The 18,389-nt window shown below is 40.5% G+C and carries 15 protein-coding genes; 7 read left to right on the top strand and 8 right to left on the bottom strand.

Translation table 11 applies throughout. The features are described from left to right. Nucleotides 1–238 precede the first annotated feature (238 nt). Genes FCR06_RS04305 through FCR06_RS04295 form a run of 3 tightly spaced genes read left to right on the top strand, consistent with a single transcriptional unit; the run spans nt 239 to nt 6,058 of the window. Complete coding sequence (locus FCR06_RS04305) at nt 239–2,500, top strand: sensor histidine kinase (protein ID WP_138497615.1); 2,262 nt, start codon at nt 239–241, stop codon at nt 2,498–2,500. Between the two features lie 4 nt (nt 2,501–2,504). Then, complete coding sequence (locus FCR06_RS04300; RefSeq protein WP_138497852.1) at nt 2,505–2,960, top strand: response regulator; 456 nt, start codon at nt 2,505–2,507, stop codon at nt 2,958–2,960. 2 nt (nt 2,961–2,962) lie between these two features. Beyond that, on the top strand, nt 2,963–6,058 hold the full coding sequence (locus tag FCR06_RS04295) for a PAS domain-containing protein (protein ID WP_138497614.1): 3,096 nt from the start codon (nt 2,963–2,965) through the stop codon (nt 6,056–6,058). A gap of 6 nt (nt 6,059–6,064) precedes the next feature. On the opposite strand, the gene FCR06_RS34750 is transcribed toward FCR06_RS04295, so the two are convergent. The 7 genes from FCR06_RS34750 to FCR06_RS04260 all read right to left on the bottom strand — a co-directional run bounded on the left by FCR06_RS34750 (nt 6,065) and on the right by FCR06_RS04260 (nt 12,308). Further along, nucleotides 6,065–6,139, bottom strand: a complete 75-nt coding sequence (locus FCR06_RS34750; RefSeq protein ID WP_223280042.1) for a hypothetical protein — start codon at nt 6,137–6,139, stop codon at nt 6,065–6,067. A gap of 182 nt (nt 6,140–6,321) precedes the next feature. Beyond that, entirely contained in the window at nt 6,322–7,944 is a 1,623-nt protein-coding gene (gene guaA, locus FCR06_RS04285; protein ID WP_138497613.1) for a glutamine-hydrolyzing GMP synthase, read from the bottom strand. A gap of 230 nt (nt 7,945–8,174) precedes the next feature. After that, nucleotides 8,175–9,296, bottom strand: coding sequence for a cobalt-precorrin-5B (C(1))-methyltransferase CbiD (cbiD, locus tag FCR06_RS04280; protein WP_138497612.1), 1,122 nt, complete (start codon nt 9,294–9,296; stop codon nt 8,175–8,177). Between the two features lie 58 nt (nt 9,297–9,354). Next, nucleotides 9,355–9,879 carry an opioid growth factor receptor-related protein gene (locus FCR06_RS04275; RefSeq protein ID WP_138497611.1) on the bottom strand — a complete coding sequence of 175 codons (525 nt, stop codon included), beginning with the start codon at nt 9,877–9,879 and terminating at the stop codon, nt 9,355–9,357. A gap of 178 nt (nt 9,880–10,057) precedes the next feature. Then, on the bottom strand, nt 10,058–10,471 hold the full coding sequence (aroH, locus tag FCR06_RS04270) for a chorismate mutase (RefSeq protein ID WP_138497610.1): 414 nt from the start codon (nt 10,469–10,471) through the stop codon (nt 10,058–10,060). 202 nt (nt 10,472–10,673) lie between these two features. Next, the gene (gene sppA, locus FCR06_RS04265; protein WP_138497609.1) at nt 10,674–11,495 is read right to left on the bottom strand and encodes a signal peptide peptidase SppA; all 822 of its coding nucleotides are present in this window, start codon (nt 11,493–11,495) and stop codon (nt 10,674–10,676) included. 516 nt (nt 11,496–12,011) lie between these two features. Next, nucleotides 12,012–12,308, bottom strand: a complete 297-nt coding sequence (locus tag FCR06_RS04260) for a hypothetical protein (protein ID WP_138497608.1) — start codon at nt 12,306–12,308, stop codon at nt 12,012–12,014. Between the two features lie 482 nt (nt 12,309–12,790). Between FCR06_RS04260 and FCR06_RS04255 the strand changes: the two genes are divergently transcribed. The 4 genes from FCR06_RS04255 (at nt 12,791) to plsY (ending at nt 16,358) form a co-directional block, all read left to right on the top strand. After that, on the top strand, nt 12,791–13,585 hold the full coding sequence (locus FCR06_RS04255; protein WP_138497607.1) for an MlaE family lipid ABC transporter permease subunit: 795 nt from the start codon (nt 12,791–12,793) through the stop codon (nt 13,583–13,585). A gap of 72 nt (nt 13,586–13,657) precedes the next feature. Beyond that, a complete protein-coding gene (locus tag FCR06_RS04250; protein ID WP_138497606.1) occupies nt 13,658–14,074 on the top strand; it encodes a DUF3119 family protein in 417 nt (138 codons plus the stop codon). 193 nt (nt 14,075–14,267) lie between these two features. Next, on the top strand, nt 14,268–15,542 hold the full coding sequence (locus tag FCR06_RS04245) for a DUF3086 domain-containing protein (protein ID WP_138497605.1): 1,275 nt from the start codon (nt 14,268–14,270) through the stop codon (nt 15,540–15,542). Between the two features lie 135 nt (nt 15,543–15,677). Beyond that, complete coding sequence (gene plsY / locus FCR06_RS04240; protein ID WP_138497851.1) at nt 15,678–16,358, top strand: glycerol-3-phosphate 1-O-acyltransferase PlsY; 681 nt, start codon at nt 15,678–15,680, stop codon at nt 16,356–16,358. Nucleotides 16,359–16,518: 160 nt separating this feature from the next. On the opposite strand, the gene FCR06_RS04235 is transcribed toward plsY, so the two are convergent. Further along, nucleotides 16,519–17,910 carry a PP2C family protein-serine/threonine phosphatase gene (locus FCR06_RS04235; protein ID WP_138497604.1) on the bottom strand — a complete coding sequence of 464 codons (1,392 nt, stop codon included), beginning with the start codon at nt 17,908–17,910 and terminating at the stop codon, nt 16,519–16,521. Nucleotides 17,911–18,389 lie beyond the last annotated feature (479 nt).

Genomic DNA, 18,389 nt, shown 5'->3' with positions numbered 1-18,389 from the left:
TATAAATTAGAGACTGTCTTCAAATATATTTGCAAGTATTTTATATATATCTCTATTAGACTCTTTTAATTAAGATTTTAACCACTTATCTAAAGGAGAAAATTTATGTTTTAAGTGCTTATTTTATGAGGAGTATTTAATAAAATATAAAAAATCCAATTGTTATCAAAACTTTGAAAATATCCTTTTAGTTTAAAATACATTACTTAGGCACACTATTTATCATTGGTACTAAAACGTGAGCAATAACAATATTTCTACTCCATTTCAAGTTGACCTTAGTAATTGCGCTCAAGAACCAATTCATATTCCTGGTTTTGTTCAACCTCATGGAGTTCTTTTGGCATTAAAAGAACCAGAGTTAGCTATTCTCCAATGTAGTAATAATACTTCTTATTTATTTGGCGTCAATCCGGAAGACTTGCTCAATCAACCTTTAAGTAATTTTTTAGAAACCGAGCAACTTAATTTTTTAATAAATTGTTTATCTCAAGAAAATTTAAAATTTGTTAATCCTTTAGAATTTACAATCAACTTTGGCGACCAAAATTTATATTTTGATGTAATTATTCATCGCTCCAACGATATTTTAGTTTTAGAGTTAGAACCTATATTTGCCGAAAAAAGTAACACGTACTTTAAATTTTATCATCTAGTTAAACAAGCTATTTCTAAATTACAAACGACATCAGGGGTTGTAGAACTAAGTGAAATTCTTGCTCAAGAAGTCAAAAATATCACTGGTTTTGAACGGGTAATGGTATATCGCTTTGATGAAGATTGGAATGGCATAGTAATTGCTGAAGAAAAGCCAGAATATCTTATATCTTATTTAGGCTTACATTATCCAGCTTCAGATATTCCCATACAAGCTAGGCAACTTTACAGCCAAAACTGGCTGAGGCTAATACCGAATGCTGACTATCAACCAGCAGCAATTTTACCTGCAAATAATCCTTTGACTGGGCAGCCTTTAGATTTAAGTAACTCTGTGTTGCGGAGTGTTTCGCCTTTACATGTTGAGTACATGCATAATATGGGCGTAACGGCATCAATGTCAATTTCCATTATGAAAAATCAAAAATTATGGGGATTAATTGCCTGCCATCATCAATCACCTAAATATGTTCCATATGAAATTCGTAACGCCTGTGAATTTTTAGGACAAATTACATCTGTAGAACTGAGTGCAAAAGAAGATAGCGAAGATAGTGAATATAAAATACACTTAAAATCAGTTTATAGCAAGTTAATAGAATATATATCGGCAGGAAATAACTTTATTGAAGGTATAATTCAACATCAACCGAATCTCCTCGAGCTTGTCGATGCCCAAGGAGCAGTAGTATATTTTGAAAAAGAATATTTTTCTATCGGGAACACTCCCGAAAAACAAGAGATTCAAAATTTAATCGAATGGATTTCTCAAAATGTCTACGAAGAGATTTTTTATACCAATTCGCTATCACAAGTTTATCCAGATGCAGAAAAGTTTGGGGATATAGGTAGTGGCTTAATGGCGCTTTCATTTTCCAAAATTCAAAAAAACTATATTTTGTGGTTTCGCCCAGAGGAAGTACAAACTGTCAATTGGGGAGGTAATCCAAATAAACCTGTAGAAGTAATGGGAAACGGCAGTTTGCGTCTATCACCTCGGAAATCGTTTGAGTTATGGAAAGAAACTGTGCGGTTAAAATCTCTGAGTTGGAAATCTTGTGAGGTAAATGCAGCGCTGGAGTTGAGAAACGCTATTATTGGTGTGGTGTTCCGAAAAGCAGATGAACTAGCGCAGCTCAATATTGAACTAGAACGCAGCAACAATGAATTAGATGCCTTTGCCTACATTGCTTCTCATGATTTGAAAGAACCACTGCGGGGTATTCATAATTATTCTAATTTTCTTATTGAAGACTACGGCGACATTCTCAACGAAGAAGGTACGCAAAAATTAAGAACTTTGATTCGTTTAACTCAACGCATGGAAGATTTAATTGATTCGCTGCTACATTTTTCCCGTTTGGGAAGAGTGGATCTTTCTATGCAGCAGAGTGATATTAATAGTCTTGTAGAGCGAAATTTAGACTTATTGAGCGCCCGAATTGAAGAGATGGGGATAGAAATTCGTATTCCAAGACCACTACCAACAGTGTATTGCGATCGCGTCCAAGTAGGCGAAGTCTTTAACAATCTGATTGCCAATGCTATTAAATACAACGACAAACCTCAAAAATGGATTGAAATTGGTTATATTGAGGCCGCTTCACCGATACCAGTTACATTCTACGTCCGAGATAACGGCATTGGGATTCGAGAAAAACACTTTGAAGCAATTTTTCGCATCTTCAAACGGCTACACGGGCCGAACAAATATGGTGGTGGTACAGGAGCCGGATTAACCATTAGTAAAAAAATTGTCGAGCGACATGACGGTAAAATCTGGGTGGAGTCAACCTACGGTGAAGGTAGTACCTTTTATTTCACATTACGAGCAGGAGACTGAACTGATGATTGGCAAAACCGCCCAACCTTTGCTAGTGATTGAAGACAGCGATGAAGACTTTGAAGCCTTATGTCGAGTCATGCGACGACAAGCTGTGAGCAATCCCGTGTTTCGCTGTACTGATGGTGATGAAGCGCTGGACTTTCTTTATCATACCGGCCGCTACACTGATTCTCAGAAGTTTCCTTGCCCCTCAATTATTTTACTCGACCTAAATTTACCAGGAACCGATGGGCGAGAAGTTTTAGAGCAAATCAAGCAGGATCGAGACCTCAAAAATATTCCAGTGGTTGTATTTACCACTTCTTCTAATCCTAGAGATATTGAAGTATGTTATGGATATTGCATTGCTAGTTATATCTTAAAACCAATCGACATCAACAGATTGGTACAAACTATTCAAAGTTTTATAACTTATTGGTTAGATATCGTAATTCTCCCTGATGCTGTTAGCAAGTAGTGATGGTGCAACCGCTAACCGTTTTAATTATTGATGATTCTCCTGAAGATCGACAGGTTTATTGTCGCTATCTCCTGCAAGATCAAGAACGCAGCTACACAATTCTCGAGCAAGAATCGGGAGAACAAGCGTTGGCATTATGTCAACAGTTGCAGCCTGAGGCAATTTTATTAGACTTTCTGCTGCCAGACATGGATGGATTGGAATTTATAGCAGAATTACGGCAGCAGTCAAAGGGAACCATGCCAGCTGTAATTATGTTAACGGGATATGGCAATGAAGCTATAGCTGTCCAAGCGATGAAAAGTGGTGTTCAAGATTATCTGATTAAAGGACAGACTACAGCAGAACGTTTGCGTTCTACTGTCTACTCAGCAATCAAAAACACTCAGTTAAGTCAGCAACTACAACGCAGCGAGGAACGTTTCCGCACCTCGGTGGAGAACATGCTAGACTGCTTTGGCATTTACTCCGCTATTCGTAACCAGATAGGTAAAATACTTGACTTTTGTGTTGATTACGTAAATGCCGCAGCTTGTGAATTTACCCGAATAAATCAGGAAGAACAGCAGGGCAAAGGGCTATGTGAAATTGTGCCGAATTTTTCAGAAAGTGATTTGTTTAATGAGTGTTGCCAAGTCGTAGAAACGGGTAATCCTTTGGTGAAAGAATCACTCATTTACACTTCAAATATTGATCCTAATGAGCAGTTAATTAAAGCTATTGATATTCGCATTACCAAAATGGGAGATGGGTTTGTAGCTTCTTGGCGGGATGTGACTGAGAAACACCAAGCACAGGAACGATTGCGCTCAAGTCAGCAGTTCATTGAACGTATTGCCGAAACTACTCCTGGTCTTTTGTACGTTTACGACCTAGTTAAACAGCAGAATGTCTATATTAATAGTCAAGTTAGTAAACTGCTTGGCTACACTCAAGAGCAAATTCAAGAAATGGGAGCAAAGTTCTTATGCAATATTATGCATCCTGAGGATTTAGCTCGACTTCCTAGTGTGTTTCAAGAATTTGGCTCAACTGAAGATAGCAAGATTGTGGAAAATGAATATCGGATGCGAGACGCCAATGGAAAATGGCGCTGGTTTTTTAGCAGAGATACGATATTCACCAGGAATCTTGACGGTTCGCCACATCAAATCATCGGTACAGCCTTTGATATCACAGAACGTAAGCTGACCCAAGAACAGCTACGCCTAAGCAACGAGCGTTTTCAACTAGCGGCAGCTGCGGTAAATTGTATAATTTATGATTGGGATATAGAAAGCAATACGGTTGACAGAACTGAGGGACTAAATAAAGTCTTAGGCTACTCCTTGAAAGAGGCACAAGCAACTTATCAATGGTGGAAAGAGCAGATTCATCCGGAAGATAGAGAGCGGTTGATTAATCACTTCGGCAGTATAATCTCTACCAATCAAAATCACTACACAATTGAGTATAGGATACGACACAAAGACCAACAGTATCGATATGTACTGGATCGGGGAATAATTATAAGAGATCCTGAGGGTCGGGTAATTAGAACAGTAGGTAGTACAACAGATATTACCGATGCCCATCGGCAAGCTACGCAACGCAAACGTGCCGAACTAGCTTTGCAAGAAAGTGAAGCTAAGTTCCGCCGGATTGTAGAATCTAATATTGTTGGAATTTATTTCGGTGACTTCAGCGGTCGAGTCTATGAGGCAAATGACGCTTTTTTAGAAACCTTCGGTTACAGCCGTGAAGATTTGGCAGCAGGAATTATCCGCTGGGATTCCATGACACCGCCGGAATATCAAATCCTTGACCAACAAAAAATTCAAGAACTACAAGTCTGTGGTGTTTGTACTCCCTTTGAGAAGGAATATCTTCACAAAAATGGTACTCGTGTCCCTATTTTATTAGGAATAGCCGGGCTAGAAACTAGAAAGTCTGAGGGTTATAGCGTCTGCTTCGTTCTTGATCTCACCCAACGCAAACGTGCTGAACTAGCGCTGCGCGAAAGCGAAGAACGCTACCGCTACTTATCCAATGCCATGCCACAACTTGTTTGGATCTGCAATTGTGATGGTGAATGCGAGCATGTCAATCAACGCTGGTACGAATTTACTGGGCAAACACTTGAGGAGGTAATGGGGTTTGGTTGGACAAAAGTTATCCATCCCGACGATATCCAAGCAGCTATTCAAGGATGGACTCAAGCCTTGCGAACAGGAGAACTTTATCAACAGGAAATGCGCTATCAAAAACACGATGGTAGTTATTCCTGGCATTTAGTCCGAGGCGTACCCATTCAGGATGAACAAGGAAGTATCATTAAGTGGTTTGGCACGAGTACAGATATTGATGATCGCAAACACTTAGAAGCCGAACGCGATCAGCTTTTGCAACTCGAGCAAGCCGCCCGCGTCCAAGCTGAGTCTGCTAACCGCACTAAAGATGAGTTTGTCGCAATGGTATCCCATGATCTGCGCTCTCCACTCAATGCCATTCTCGGCTGGGTACGATTGTTGCGAACTCGCAAATTCGATGAAATCAGCCTTACTAAAGCTCTAGAAACCATTGAACGCAATGCTAGGTCTCAGGAAAAACTTCTCGAAGACTTACTGAATATATCCCGCATTCTCCAAAGTAAGTTACAGCTCGAACTGAGCCAAGTTAATCTTGGTGTAATTATAGGCGCAGCAATAGAAACTGCTTATCCATTGGCAAACGCTAAGAATATTTGTTTAGAGTTCATAGCCGACAGGTCAATTCCCCCAATTTCCGGCGATATCAATCGTTTGCTGCAAATTTTAGGAAATTTACTTTCAAACGCTGTTAAATTCACTTCGTCAGGGGGACGGGTAGAAGTTAGATTATTTCACACTGGCTCTCATATCCAAATCACAGTTAGCGATACAGGTATCGGCATCAGCCCAGAGTTTCTACCCTACGTCTTTGAACGCTATCATCAAGGACATTCTACTCACAAACAAGGTGGTTTGGGATTAGGTTTGGCGATCGCTCGTCATCTGGTAGAATTACATGGCGGCTCTATTGAAGTTGCTAGTCTTGGCGTTGGACAAGGAACTACCTTTACCGTCAAGTTACCGTAATAAAAATTAAAAATTAATACTATTAATTTCCTCAATTAAGTTGGATAAATCTAATTGACTCCATTGCTGATGAGGTAACAAGTTAGCCTGTTGTTAAGTCCAGGGCTGGAAATCGCTTTTATAGAGGTTTTGGTTCGCACTTTCACCTTTTTGCCCTACTTGTGGTGTTTGCACGGTGGGATCAAAACCTGGCAATGTTTTCCCAACTTTAGTATTTAGTCAAAGGGGAAAGAGAAACTCATCTTCCCCTTACCAAAACTAAATCATTCCCATTCGATGGTTCCAGGCGGCTTGGAAGTTATGTCATAAACTACTCGATTCACCCCTTTAACTTCATTGACAATCCGAGTGGAAATTACTTCCAGTACATCGTAAGGAACTCTCGCCCAATCTGCTGTCATCCCATCTTCACTAGTGACAATCCGCAAAACGATGGGATAAGCGTAGGTACGTTGATCTCCCATGACACCCACACTGCGAATAGGCAGCAATACAGCAAATGCTTGCCAAAAAGTATTATACAAACCGCGTTGATTTATTTCTTGCCGCACAATTAAATCGGCATCGCGCAAAATATTTAACCGTTCAGCAGTGATTTCACCGAGAATGCGAATTGCCAAACCAGGGCCAGGAAAAGGTTGGCGTTGGACAATTTCTTCTGGTAAACCGATGGAACGTCCAACTTTGCGGACTTCATCTTTAAATAGTTTCCGCAGTGGTTCTACTAATTTAAATCGTAAATCTTTGGGCAAACCACCCACATTATGATGGCTCTTAATTTTCACTGCTACTCGTTCGCCAGTTTGGGGATCGACGTTGGTATCAGCAGATTCGATCACATCTGGATAAAGAGTCCCTTGAGCAAGATAGTCAAAGTGACCGAGGCGTTTGGATGTTTCTTCAAATACTCGAATGAATTCGTGTCCGATGCGGCGACGTTTTTCTTCGGGATCTGTAACACCAGAAATGCTGGCTAAAAAGCGATCACGAGCATTCACATATTCTACAGGAATATGAAACTGCTCTTGGAACAGCTTCACCAATCGCTCTGGCTCATACTTTCGCATGAAGCCTTGGTCGATAAACACACAAGTCAGTTGGTCACCAATGGCTTGATACAACAAGAACGCCAAAGTAGAAGAATCCACACCCCCAGACAAAGCCAACAACACCCGTTTATTGCCGACTCTGGCGCGAATTTCCCGAATTGCTTCTTCTACAAAAGCTGCTGTTGTCCAAGTAGGTTCGCAATCGCAGATCTGGTAGACAAAATTCCGAATTAATGCTATACCACCTATTGAATGCACCACCTCTGGATGGAACTGCACGCCATAAAGTTTCCTTTTATGGTCAGCAATGGCAGCACAGGGAGTATTTTCTGTATGCGCCAATAATTCAAACCCTGGTGGCATTTGGGTAACTGAGTCTCCATGACTCATCCACATGGTGGTACCATCTTCAACATTAGTGAGCAAATCTGTAGGATCGTCTATATATAATGATGCTTTTCCGTATTCGCCTCGGTCAGCCTTTGCCACTTCCCCACCGAGTTGATTCACCATCAGCTGCATCCCATAGCAAACACCCAAGATGGGTATTCCCAAATTCCAGATTTCTGAGTCACAATGGGGAGCGTTATTACCATAAACCGAACTCGGCCCCCCAGAGAGGATGATTCCCTTCGGATTGAGTTGGCGCAAATGTGCAGAACTAGTGCGATAAGACAAAACTTCAGAGTATACTTGAGTCTCGCGGATGCGACGGGCAATCAGCTCGGAATATTGAGAGCCAAAGTCCAAAATCACAATTAATTGACGATTCAGCTGCCCATAATTTTCTAATGTTTGGGGCGCTTGTTCTGTTGGTAGAGTCACCGCTGTATTCATAACGGGGAGAATTATGTCTGTGAAGGATAAATTGAGGCCCTGTAATCTTAGCTTGATGTTATTATTCAGCCTGGGTGGGCTGATAATGGTATAAATAACCTTGACAAACGCCTATTTATATGCGCTTGTCTATTCCCGGAATCGGAGATGGTATTAGAAGGATAAACTTACCCCAAAGAGATTACTTAAAAGATTATTTATGCAAATTGTTTACGATTATTCATAATAAGTTAACATAATTTTCCCATCAACAGACCAGCAGTTTTACTCTTGACAATAATTTTACGATCACGATCAAAGAGGATCGAGCCACAGACTGTAACTTCTCTACCCCTTTGGCTGTGGCTTTGGATGTATTCTTGAGAACGAACATCGATGGTTTCGCTGATCGCACTGTAAACTTGATTTACCCAATCACTGTCTGTGGACGCGTCTAGGGATCTGAGATATGTGAGTGCAGCTTCAGTGGTAGGACTATGAAAGACAGCTTGAATATCTGGTAATTTTAAACCAGCGATCGCACAATGGGCTGCTAAAATTTCCCGGCGTCCATCAGCTAGATGGTGATGAGTGTGAAAAATTCCTCCTGCTAGTTTCAGCAGTTTACCGTGATAGCCAAATAATAAAATTTCTTTAATACCCAGTACATCAGCTTCTATTAGCATTGGCCCAAGCCAGTTAGCAGTTTTCACCAATTGTTCGGGATTAATCCCTAGTTGGCGCGCCAAATCTAGCCCATTCTCGCCAATGCAAAACACCAAACTATCAAAACGACTGGCTTTATTTTGTAATTGAGCTTGAAAAACCGCAAGTTGCTCTGGTGTACTCAAAGGTTGGGAAATGCCAGTTGTGCCTAAAAGCGAAAGTCCTTCAACCACACCAAAAGCAGAATTTGAAGTCCGAACAGCAAGCGATCGGCCTTCAGGTAGAATAATCGTCACCGTGATTTTTTCTAACGGTGCCAACATTCGTTGTAAATTCTCTTGTAACAACCTTCGAGCATAGGTATAAATAGCAGGTTTGCTATCGGCATTCATCTGTCTGCCAATTCCTTCTCCCCCCTTAATAATTACTGTCTCTCCCTCTTGTTCATCTTTGCTTCTCCACTCCACTAGCGCCCAAATCGGTGTATTTCTAGTCAAATCGAGATTATCACCAGGTTCGCTGCGGGTGATTGCCAAAGCCATATTTTCAGATAGTCCTGCTACCTGTTCAATTGGTATTTCTGCTATTTGATTTGGTTCGATTAGATTTATCGATGTTATGCTTAAAGGCTGGCGATCGCGTAACCAATGTAAAGCTGCAACCGCAGCAGCACACGCAAATACAGGTAGTGTGTATCCAGAGGGCATTTTTTAAATTTAAAAATCAAAATAATTTTTTAAAGTTCACAGAGCAATTGAGACTTGATTAAACTGTGCGATTTTGTTTGACTGCAATTGTCCAATATTGAAATGTTTCAAAGCCAATACGCTCGCTATCGTCGTGGTAGATTTGCTCTAAGCACTCATAAAACGCTTGGGCTTCATTCTCCAATCCGAAATTCATCAGGCACTTTAAAATTCGGGTGATGCGAAGATAATTGTGGTTAAATGTACAAACCCATTCGCTTTTGCATTTTAGATATTCTTCTGATTTGCTGATAACTATTTTCTGATCTTCGCTGTTTTGGCGCTGCAATCCATAAAACTTAAGTATAACTGTGAAAGAATGCAGCAAATTTTGACGTAGGCGTGGGTTGGTATGAAATGATTGTATTACTTGCTCATTAACAACAGGAGCATGAAAATTGAATGCACTTGGCTCAGGTAAAGGAAACAACCACTGAATATAATTATGGACGTATTCCAATTGTTCAAAATTCCAAGCCCATATTTCGGCAATCATCCGACCTTCTGAGTCTGGTTGCTCCCCTAAATAGAATCGGACAATCATTACAAACTACCTAATAACTCAACACCTGAATTTTGAGTCCGATCGCCTTACCAAGGATTGTAAATCACTACCAGAAGCAAGTAATCATTTTTCTACTCATCACAGCAAGTTCAGTAGCCCCATTACTACCGTAATACTTTATTCAATTTTGTTTTTTAAATAAATTTGTCTAAATAATTTACACTTTGGATTTAACTGCTTGCTGTGGTGTCTGTAAAGACTGGGGCAAACTCCAATCGGGGCGCAAACTCGCGGCGTTGCGTAAATATATATGATGAATTGGGGCGGAGGCTGGCAGGTAGGCGTGAATTAAAAACCGGATACAGCGCTGTAAACTGCCTTCCACATGCATTTGTTGGACATCTAGCATTGCCACATTATCCCAGCCAGGACGCGCTCTGGCGATCGCTGCTGGAAAAATAGCATCTAAATCCTGTGTTACGGAGAATGTGACACTAATCATATCTTTTGGCTGGAATTCATTCCGATTTTCTAATTCATCGAGTAATTCTGTAACTACCTCTCGCATTGCTTCAATAGTATTTTCGGCAACTGTTGTTGCCCCGCGAATAGCCCGCATTTGCCACTCCACGCGAAAATCCTCCTTAATTAGTCATTAGTCATTGGTCAGTGGTCATTCTTACAAAGTTCTGAGCGGAGGAAACCTCCGATCAGACTTGGCGCTTAGTCATCAGTCATTTGGTCATTGGTCATTGGTCATTAAACTTTGGACAAAAAACAAATGACTAATGATAAACAACAAAGGACAAATGACTAAATTACAAACAACCATATTATGGTCGATACAACCACAAGGGTAAACCACTAGTAGACATTTCAAATTCGAGCCAATCAATTCCAGAGCGAATTCCAGATGAAACCTGGCGATTACCTGGGAGAATCCGACTCAATAAAGGTTTACGTTCTTCTAGGGTATAGCAAAGAGTTTTTTCTGGATCGAGACCGACTAGTTCCGCTGTCCAACGACGGGCATCTTCTTCTGTGCCTAAGCGGTCTACAATTCCTAATTCTAGGGCTTGCTGTCCAGTAAAAATCCGCCCATCGGCAAAATTTCTCACGGCTTCTACCGTCAAAGAACGACCATCAGCTACCGTTTGCACAAATTGCTGATAACTTGTGTCAATCAATTCTTGAAGAATGTTCGCTTCTGGTTGAGTCAGTTCCCGGTCAAAAGCCAAAATGTCTTTGTAAGGCCCTGACTTAATTACCTTGAAGGAAACACCGATTTTTTCTAACAAGCGTTCCAAATTATTCCCACGCAGAATCACACCAATGCTACCTGTAATCGTACCTGGGTTAGCTATGATGTGTTCGGCTCCCATCCCGATATAGACGCCTCCGGAAGCCGAAATATTGCCAAAGCTGGCAACGATTTTAATTTTTTCGCGCAAACGCTTTAAGGCACTGTAGATTTCTTGGGAATCTCCAACTGTACCGCCAGGACTATCGATACGCAGTAATAAAGCCGGAAACTTTTTTTCTTCTATTGTTTTTAGGGCTTCTAGGACGCGTTTGCGAGTAGCACCCGCGATCGCACCAGTAATTTCAATTCGTGCGATTTGTTTCTTAAACTTGGGCTTAAACGGCCAAACCATGAGTTGTCAACATAACTTCGTCATAAACTTAATATAAGATGCCCAGCGGTCAAACGACCTGCTTGGTTCTGTTAAGAAACATGAGCAACCATTGTTTTCACCATAATTTTAATAATTTTTTATAATTTAGAGAGACTTTTTGTCAAATTTTCCAGTGAATATTAATTAAGTTATTGAAGATTCTGGCTAGTATAAAATACCTAAATTTAGTTTCATGTCCAGGAGATGATTTAGAAAAGCTATTTTTGCTGTTTTACGGCATTCAAAATTTCAAAGTCTTTGGGCTTCTATCTTAGAAGCAGTTTGTTACAGGCAGAGACTTGCATTAGTTATTAGTAATTAATAGCTAATAATTCATTAAGTATTTCATCAATCATTTTAGTATTTTAATTAATCAAAAATTCGTTTATTAATGCTAATCCTGATCAAGGTTCAGACCGGCCGTACTTTTAGTTTAGAAAATCACTTTTTTGTTTTGTACAGTTCATGAACATCTGAGCAAAGCTATTGTCACTATTAAGAATCGCTTCGTAAAATTTGACACCGATAACAAACATAAATATCAAACAGTGTGCCGACAAAACTACAGGTCAAGCTAATTACAAATAATCCGCGTACAGGAGTTCCACTGCCAAAGGTGGCAAGAAAATCAACAATCGCAGTAGCGATCGCGTCAGTTAACTCTTGTAAACCCGGGAAACAACCCATCAGGAATAAAAACAGCAATCCCCCGCCAACTAGCAACATGGGGGCAACAAAACTAAAAATGACCGTTAGTAACACAGAGCGGAGAAAGCTAGCGAAAATAGTCATTGAAGACAAACTCCGTGAGTGAAGATGACAAGAGCTCGATAGCGATTTGTCATTTTCTACAATACGTGTAATTGCTTGAGACTAGACAATCTGTCAAAAATCTTAAGTTTTCATTAAAATAAACTGCTACAAGTTACATCATATGCAGGGGAATGTAAAAAAAACTGAAATCTACAAAATCTTTGTCAAATAAAGGTTTTAGACAAAGTCAGTACCTGCTTACCGCTTAGCAACGCGTTTAATGACAGCTTTATTTTCTGAGAGCATCTTTAAACTAAGTTAATATTCAGCCCTATTTAGAGAGTCGGGAGATGTGGTTCGACTTGGCGGTAGTTGAGCGTAGCCCAAACTCACCAACTGGAAGGTGTGGAGATTATAAAAAAGCAACAACCCTGACTAAACTCCCAATGCCCAATGCCCCATTCCCCATTTACCACGACTTTCGCTATTCTTAAGGCAGTTACCAACTTAGCTACAAAACATTGAACCAGACTACATCCAAATCCAGTTTAGGAGAATGGAGTCAGCGGTTGCTGGCAGCGATTTTTCTAGGTGGGCAAGTACTAGTTCACCTATTAAAGGGTAAAATTCATCGCCGCAATACCTTAGAGCAAATGGCAGCAGTCGGACCAGATTCCCTATTTATTGCTCTATTGACGGCTATTTTCGTCGGCGCAGTGTTTACCATTCAGGTGGCGCGAGAATTTATCAACTTTGGCGCAGGAAACATTATCGGTGGAGTGCTTTCCGTAGCCTTGACACGAGAACTCTCTCCCGTTTTAACAGCAGTGGTTTTAGCGGGGCGAGTCGGTTCTGCCTTTGCAGCAGAAATCGGTACGATGCGGGTAACAGAACAAATCGATGCTATGTTGATGCTAAGAACAGATCCAATCGATTATCTAGTTATCCCCCGCGTTATTGCTTGTTTTTTAATGCTCCCAATTTTAACCCTGTTATCTCTAGTCACAGGGATGTTAGGAGGATTGATAATTGCGACAAATATTTACAACCTCTCTGATACTGTCTTTCTAGACTCAGCCCGTAACTTTCTTGGTCTTTGGGATATTTTTAGCGCCATGATTAAAGCGTGCTGCTTTGGTATTCTAATCGCTGTAATTGGTTGCAGTTGGGGCATGACAACAACAGGAGGAGCCAAAGGTGTAGGACAGTCAACCACAGCTGCTGTTGTGACTGCCTTGCTGATTATCTTTGTTACTAATTTCTTTCTTTCTTGGTTAATGTTTCAAGGTACTGGGAGTGCATTCCTGCAAGGCTGATAAAATTTGGAAGTTCACAGAGTTAGGAGTTTTAACTTTTAACTCCTAACTTCTCACTCTTAAAATAGAGAGATATCTACTAGCAAAGCACAATTTAAGACTGTGACCAGTTCATTTGCCCCTAACTCCACTGCGACTGTGGAACTCAAGCCTAGCTACAATATACCTATAGTGTTGGTAATTGGTGGTATTCCATTAATATTAGTACAACCGTGGATAGGCTTTGCTTTCATGGTATTTGGCTTATTTCTAATGTTTCAAGCGTTAACACTGCGCTTACAATTTACCGCTACCGACTTAGATATTCATAGAGGCGAAAAATTGATTCGACATTTTCCGTATCAAGAATGGCAAAATTGGCGTATCTTCTGGAATAGAGTCCCTATCCTGTTTTACTTTAGAGAAATCAAAAGCATTCACTTTTTACCGATTTTATTTGACCCCATCACCTTAAAAACTTGCTTGGAAGAACGTTGTCCGCATACTTAGTACCAAGTCCTGAGTCAGCGAAGATTTGAGTGGTAAAAGCCGCCGCTCAAACTTTTACCTGAATGATGAGTGGTTGTAATCTATACTTAAAGCTCAAAATTTAGTAGGCTCGAAACTTACGAATTTGAAAGCTTGTTAATCGTAATATTTTAAAAGCTATTTATCGGCATCATTAGAAATTACAACATTGTTTATGAACCCAGAGGCATCTCAAACCCCAGAACCAGTTGATGAATGGTTGGCACAAGAAGAACAGACCAATGTAGTTGAACCTCAAACAAACTCATCTGTTAATTCAGTGGTAGAAACAGCAGCCATTAGCTCATCAGAAAACCACGCAACTTTTGATTCAACTATCTCCGATACAGCAGAGGTAGATTACACACTAGAGCCAACACAAAATTTAAATGGTGAGTTTATGGGGCAGTTAGAACCGGAAATTACTGCACTGGGCTCAGACACAGCAAAATCAGAAAATAGTATATTGTACGCCGCAGCCGAGCAGCGAGTGGCAAAGTTGCAAACTACCGAAGCAGCCCTTAAGCAAGAAATAGCCAAACTGCAAGCTTCCTATAAAACCCTTCAGGCACAATTGAGTGAAACTCAAACTTCTCTGGGACGACTCGTACAAGAGTCTGTAGTGCAGTTAGAACAACGCAAACAAGCCCTGCAAATTTCTATAGAACAGCTAGAACGCCGTCAAGAACGTATTCGCAACGAGATGCGAACTACTTTTGCTGGAGCATCCCAAGACTTGGCAATTCGAGTGCAGGGTTTTAAAGACTATCTCACGGGTAGCTTACAGGATTTGGCTGCTGCTGCTGAGCAGTTGCAACTCACGCCAACTGTGGTAGAAAGAGAAAAACCATCTCTCAAAGAGGCTAAAGCAGTTGAACCTCAGCTAGGAATACCACAATTTGCTCAACAACAGTTTCAAGATACTACAAAGCAAATTCGCCGCTTAATTGACCAATACCGCAATCAGCCAGATTACTATGGTCAAGCTTGGCAACTGCGCCGCACTTTTGAACCAGTCCACGCTGAACGAGTCTCCAACTGGTTTTTCAGCCAAGGAGGGCGGGGTGCTTTGCGGACAATGGGTAGTCGTTTGCAAAATATCCTGATTGCCTCAGCCGTAATTTCAATCTTACACAAGCTGTATGGCGATCGCGTCCGTACTTTAGTTTTAGCTAATACACCTGAACGATTAGGTGAATGGCGGCGCGGCTTGCAAGACTGTCTGGGAATCAGTCGCCCAGATTTTGGGCCAGACCGAGGCGTGATATTATTTGAAGCATCTGAAGCTGTAGCCCAAAAAGCAGACCGATTGGTAAAAGCTAATCAATTGCCTTTGATTATTATTGACGATTCAGAAGAGCAAATCAGTTTGTCCCTGCTGCAATTTCCTCTTTGGTTAGCCTTTGCCCCCGACCCCAAAACAGTGAGAAACTATGATGATGACTTTTAATCAGTTATTAGTGGATTAGTCATTCGTCATCTTAAATCTTTGTCAGGGCGTGCTCTATTTATCTAATTGTCATCGGCGCATCTTCAAAAAGAAATGGTGTTAACCCAAATTTATTTCGATTTTTGAATTCTTATGATGGCTATCTGGTTGACTCTATGCGGGGTAATTGTATTTGTAGCCTACCTGCTGGGTTCCTTTCCCACCGGGTATATTGCTGTCAAGCAGTTAAAAGGTATTGATATTCGAGAAGTTGGTTCGGGTTCTACTGGGGCAACGAATGTGCTAAGAACCTTAGGCAAAAGGGCAGGAGCATTCGTTTTAGTACTTGATTCTTTGAAGGGAGTATTAGCGATCACTTTAGTTTATTTGTTGTTCAATTTTGCCATTAGTCAAAATTTTATACCCCCAACGATAGATGCAAAAACGTGGCAACCTTGGTTAATAACTTTAGCTGGTTTAGCTGCCATCCTTGGACACAGTAAATCAATTTTTTTAGGGTTCACTGGTGGTAAATCCGTTGCTATTAGCTTGGGGATTTTGTTAGCAATGAATTGGCAGGTAGGTTTAGCAACAGCGAGTGTGTTTGCCGTCGTCGTGGCGATATCGCGGATTGTTTCTTTGAGTTCAATTGCAGGTGCAATGGCTGTTTCTATTTTCATGTTGCTTTTGCATCAACCCTTACCTTATGTTCTATTTGGAATTGCTGGCGGGTTATATGTAATTTTCCGCCATCGCAGTAATATCGAACGAATAATTGCTGGTACTGAAGCAAAATTAGGACAAAATTTAGCTAAGGAAATAGATCAAACTGCATAATTAGCTAACAACCAACAGATATATCTTTAGCAGCGAACAGACGCCACTAAAGGAACTGCCAGACCGCAGTCGAGCAGTGGCTTAACAGCTGTTCCTTTAAGCGGGGGAAAATAGCCAACGGACTGCCTCAACTTTGCACCAGAGGACAAAGGACAAATAACTAAAGAATTTGCAAAACAACTAATGTCATATCATCAGTGTTTTGTTTTTCAGCGCCGATGAATTTTTGAACTTGGTCAAATAAATAATCAACAATTTCCTGTGGTCCATTACAATATTTACAAGCTGTATTGAAGTCAGCAATAAAGTTTTCTTCGTCAAAGCGATCGCCACTAGCAGCAGCAGCATCAGTCAAGCCATCTGTATAGTAAATAATTGTATCCCCAGGTTCTAACTGTACCTGGGCATCTTCATATTGGCTGTTAGCATCTAAACCAATTAGCATCCCTAAAGTATCTAAACGGCTGACACTTTTCGTAGCTGCGTGCCACCACAAAGGAGGATTGTGTGCCGCATTGCTATAGGATAAAGTTCGATTTTGGGGATTGTATTCTGAGTAAAATAGCGTTACAAAGCGATGAGAATTTTCTAAGTCCGCATACATAACTCGATTTAAGTTTTGCAGAATTCTGGCTGGAGAATTACCGTGTAGTACTTCTCCTCGTAGCATTCCCCGCATCATCGTCATAATCAGCCCAGCAGGAACACCTTTGCCCATAACATCACCAATTACCAAACCCCAACGACCATTTCCTGTGCCGCCTCTGGTGTTTGGCTGAATCTGATTATTATTGGTGGCGATAAAGTCATAATAGTCTCCACCCACACGATTTGCAGGTTTACAGCGTGCTGCTAGCACTGCACCAGGAATCGTAGGACATTGGCGTGGTAGAAGTCGCCGTTGAATTTCTGCACCAATTTCTAGTTCTTGGTCTAAACGTTCTTTTTTTCTCAGTTCTACAGCTAGTTCATCATTTTCGATCGCGACTGCTGTTTGATCTGCCACTAACCTAACTAACTTTTGCCTAGTTTCTGTCCAAGTATATTCCGGATCGCGGCTCAAAACATACAGCCAACCCCGTTCTGTATGCTTTACCAAAATCGCTGTACCAAATATTTGCACATCCGGCCCCAAATAGCGATGCATTTGGTCATCCAAAATTCCTGTAGCATTTGCTATCGGCGCAGTATTGGGCACAAGTGTGATTTGACTGGTGGCTATCTCTAACGCTTTGCGGATATTCTTACGCTGGTGACTATCTTGCCAGTGGAGTTGCTCTAGCCTGACTTGACCATTTGGTTTGTAGAGAAACAGGGCACTGCCATCTGCATCTGTTACTCTTGTTGCCATCAGCGGGATCAGTTCCAAAAACTGATTCAAATTATTGAAGCTTCTGAGGGCAAATCCTAAAGAACTGAGTAAATCTTGAATCTTATTCTGTTCCCGGTGCAACCTTGCCACGAGTTCTTTCAAGGCCACGACTGGTGTGACATCAGTCGCAGGACTACTATTATTATCAGTGGGTTGAGAAGGCAGTTGAGACACAGGCACAGGTACTATTACACTTTATTTAGTAGGTTTAAGATTATATGAGATTATATAAAAATCTTTTGGCTGTTTTGGCTTTGGTATTGCTAAACCATATTTAGACAAGACTTGTGACTTTAGCAAGAGTATAAAGACGTAACAGGAAAATTTTATAAGTATTTTATTTGCCTATTGCATTCTAAATTGGATGTTAGTCACTTCGAATCATACATTTTTAATTAAAACTCAATTCCGGAAAATTTTTACTTTAGAATAACATCTCATAAAGTTTTTTATTCTTTCATAATTTAATTTTTAAAGCATATCTCTCAAGTCATAAAAATACTTTAATAACAGAACAATTCCTATGGCTTTTGGAGTAAGTATTTGTTTTCATGTTTTGTCTTTCATCCTTTGTCATTTCTTTAGACCCATAACTAATGACAAACACTTAAAATCTCTAGATTTGTTCTAGAAAATATTTCTAAATACTTTTGGAGTAT

This window comes from Nostoc sp. PA-18-2419 (assembly GCF_005869855.1).
GTDB lineage: Bacteria > Cyanobacteriota > Cyanobacteriia > Cyanobacteriales > Nostocaceae > Nostoc.
The sequence above is the reverse complement of the archived record's forward strand: the minus strand, read 5'-3'. Positions and strand labels throughout refer to the sequence as shown.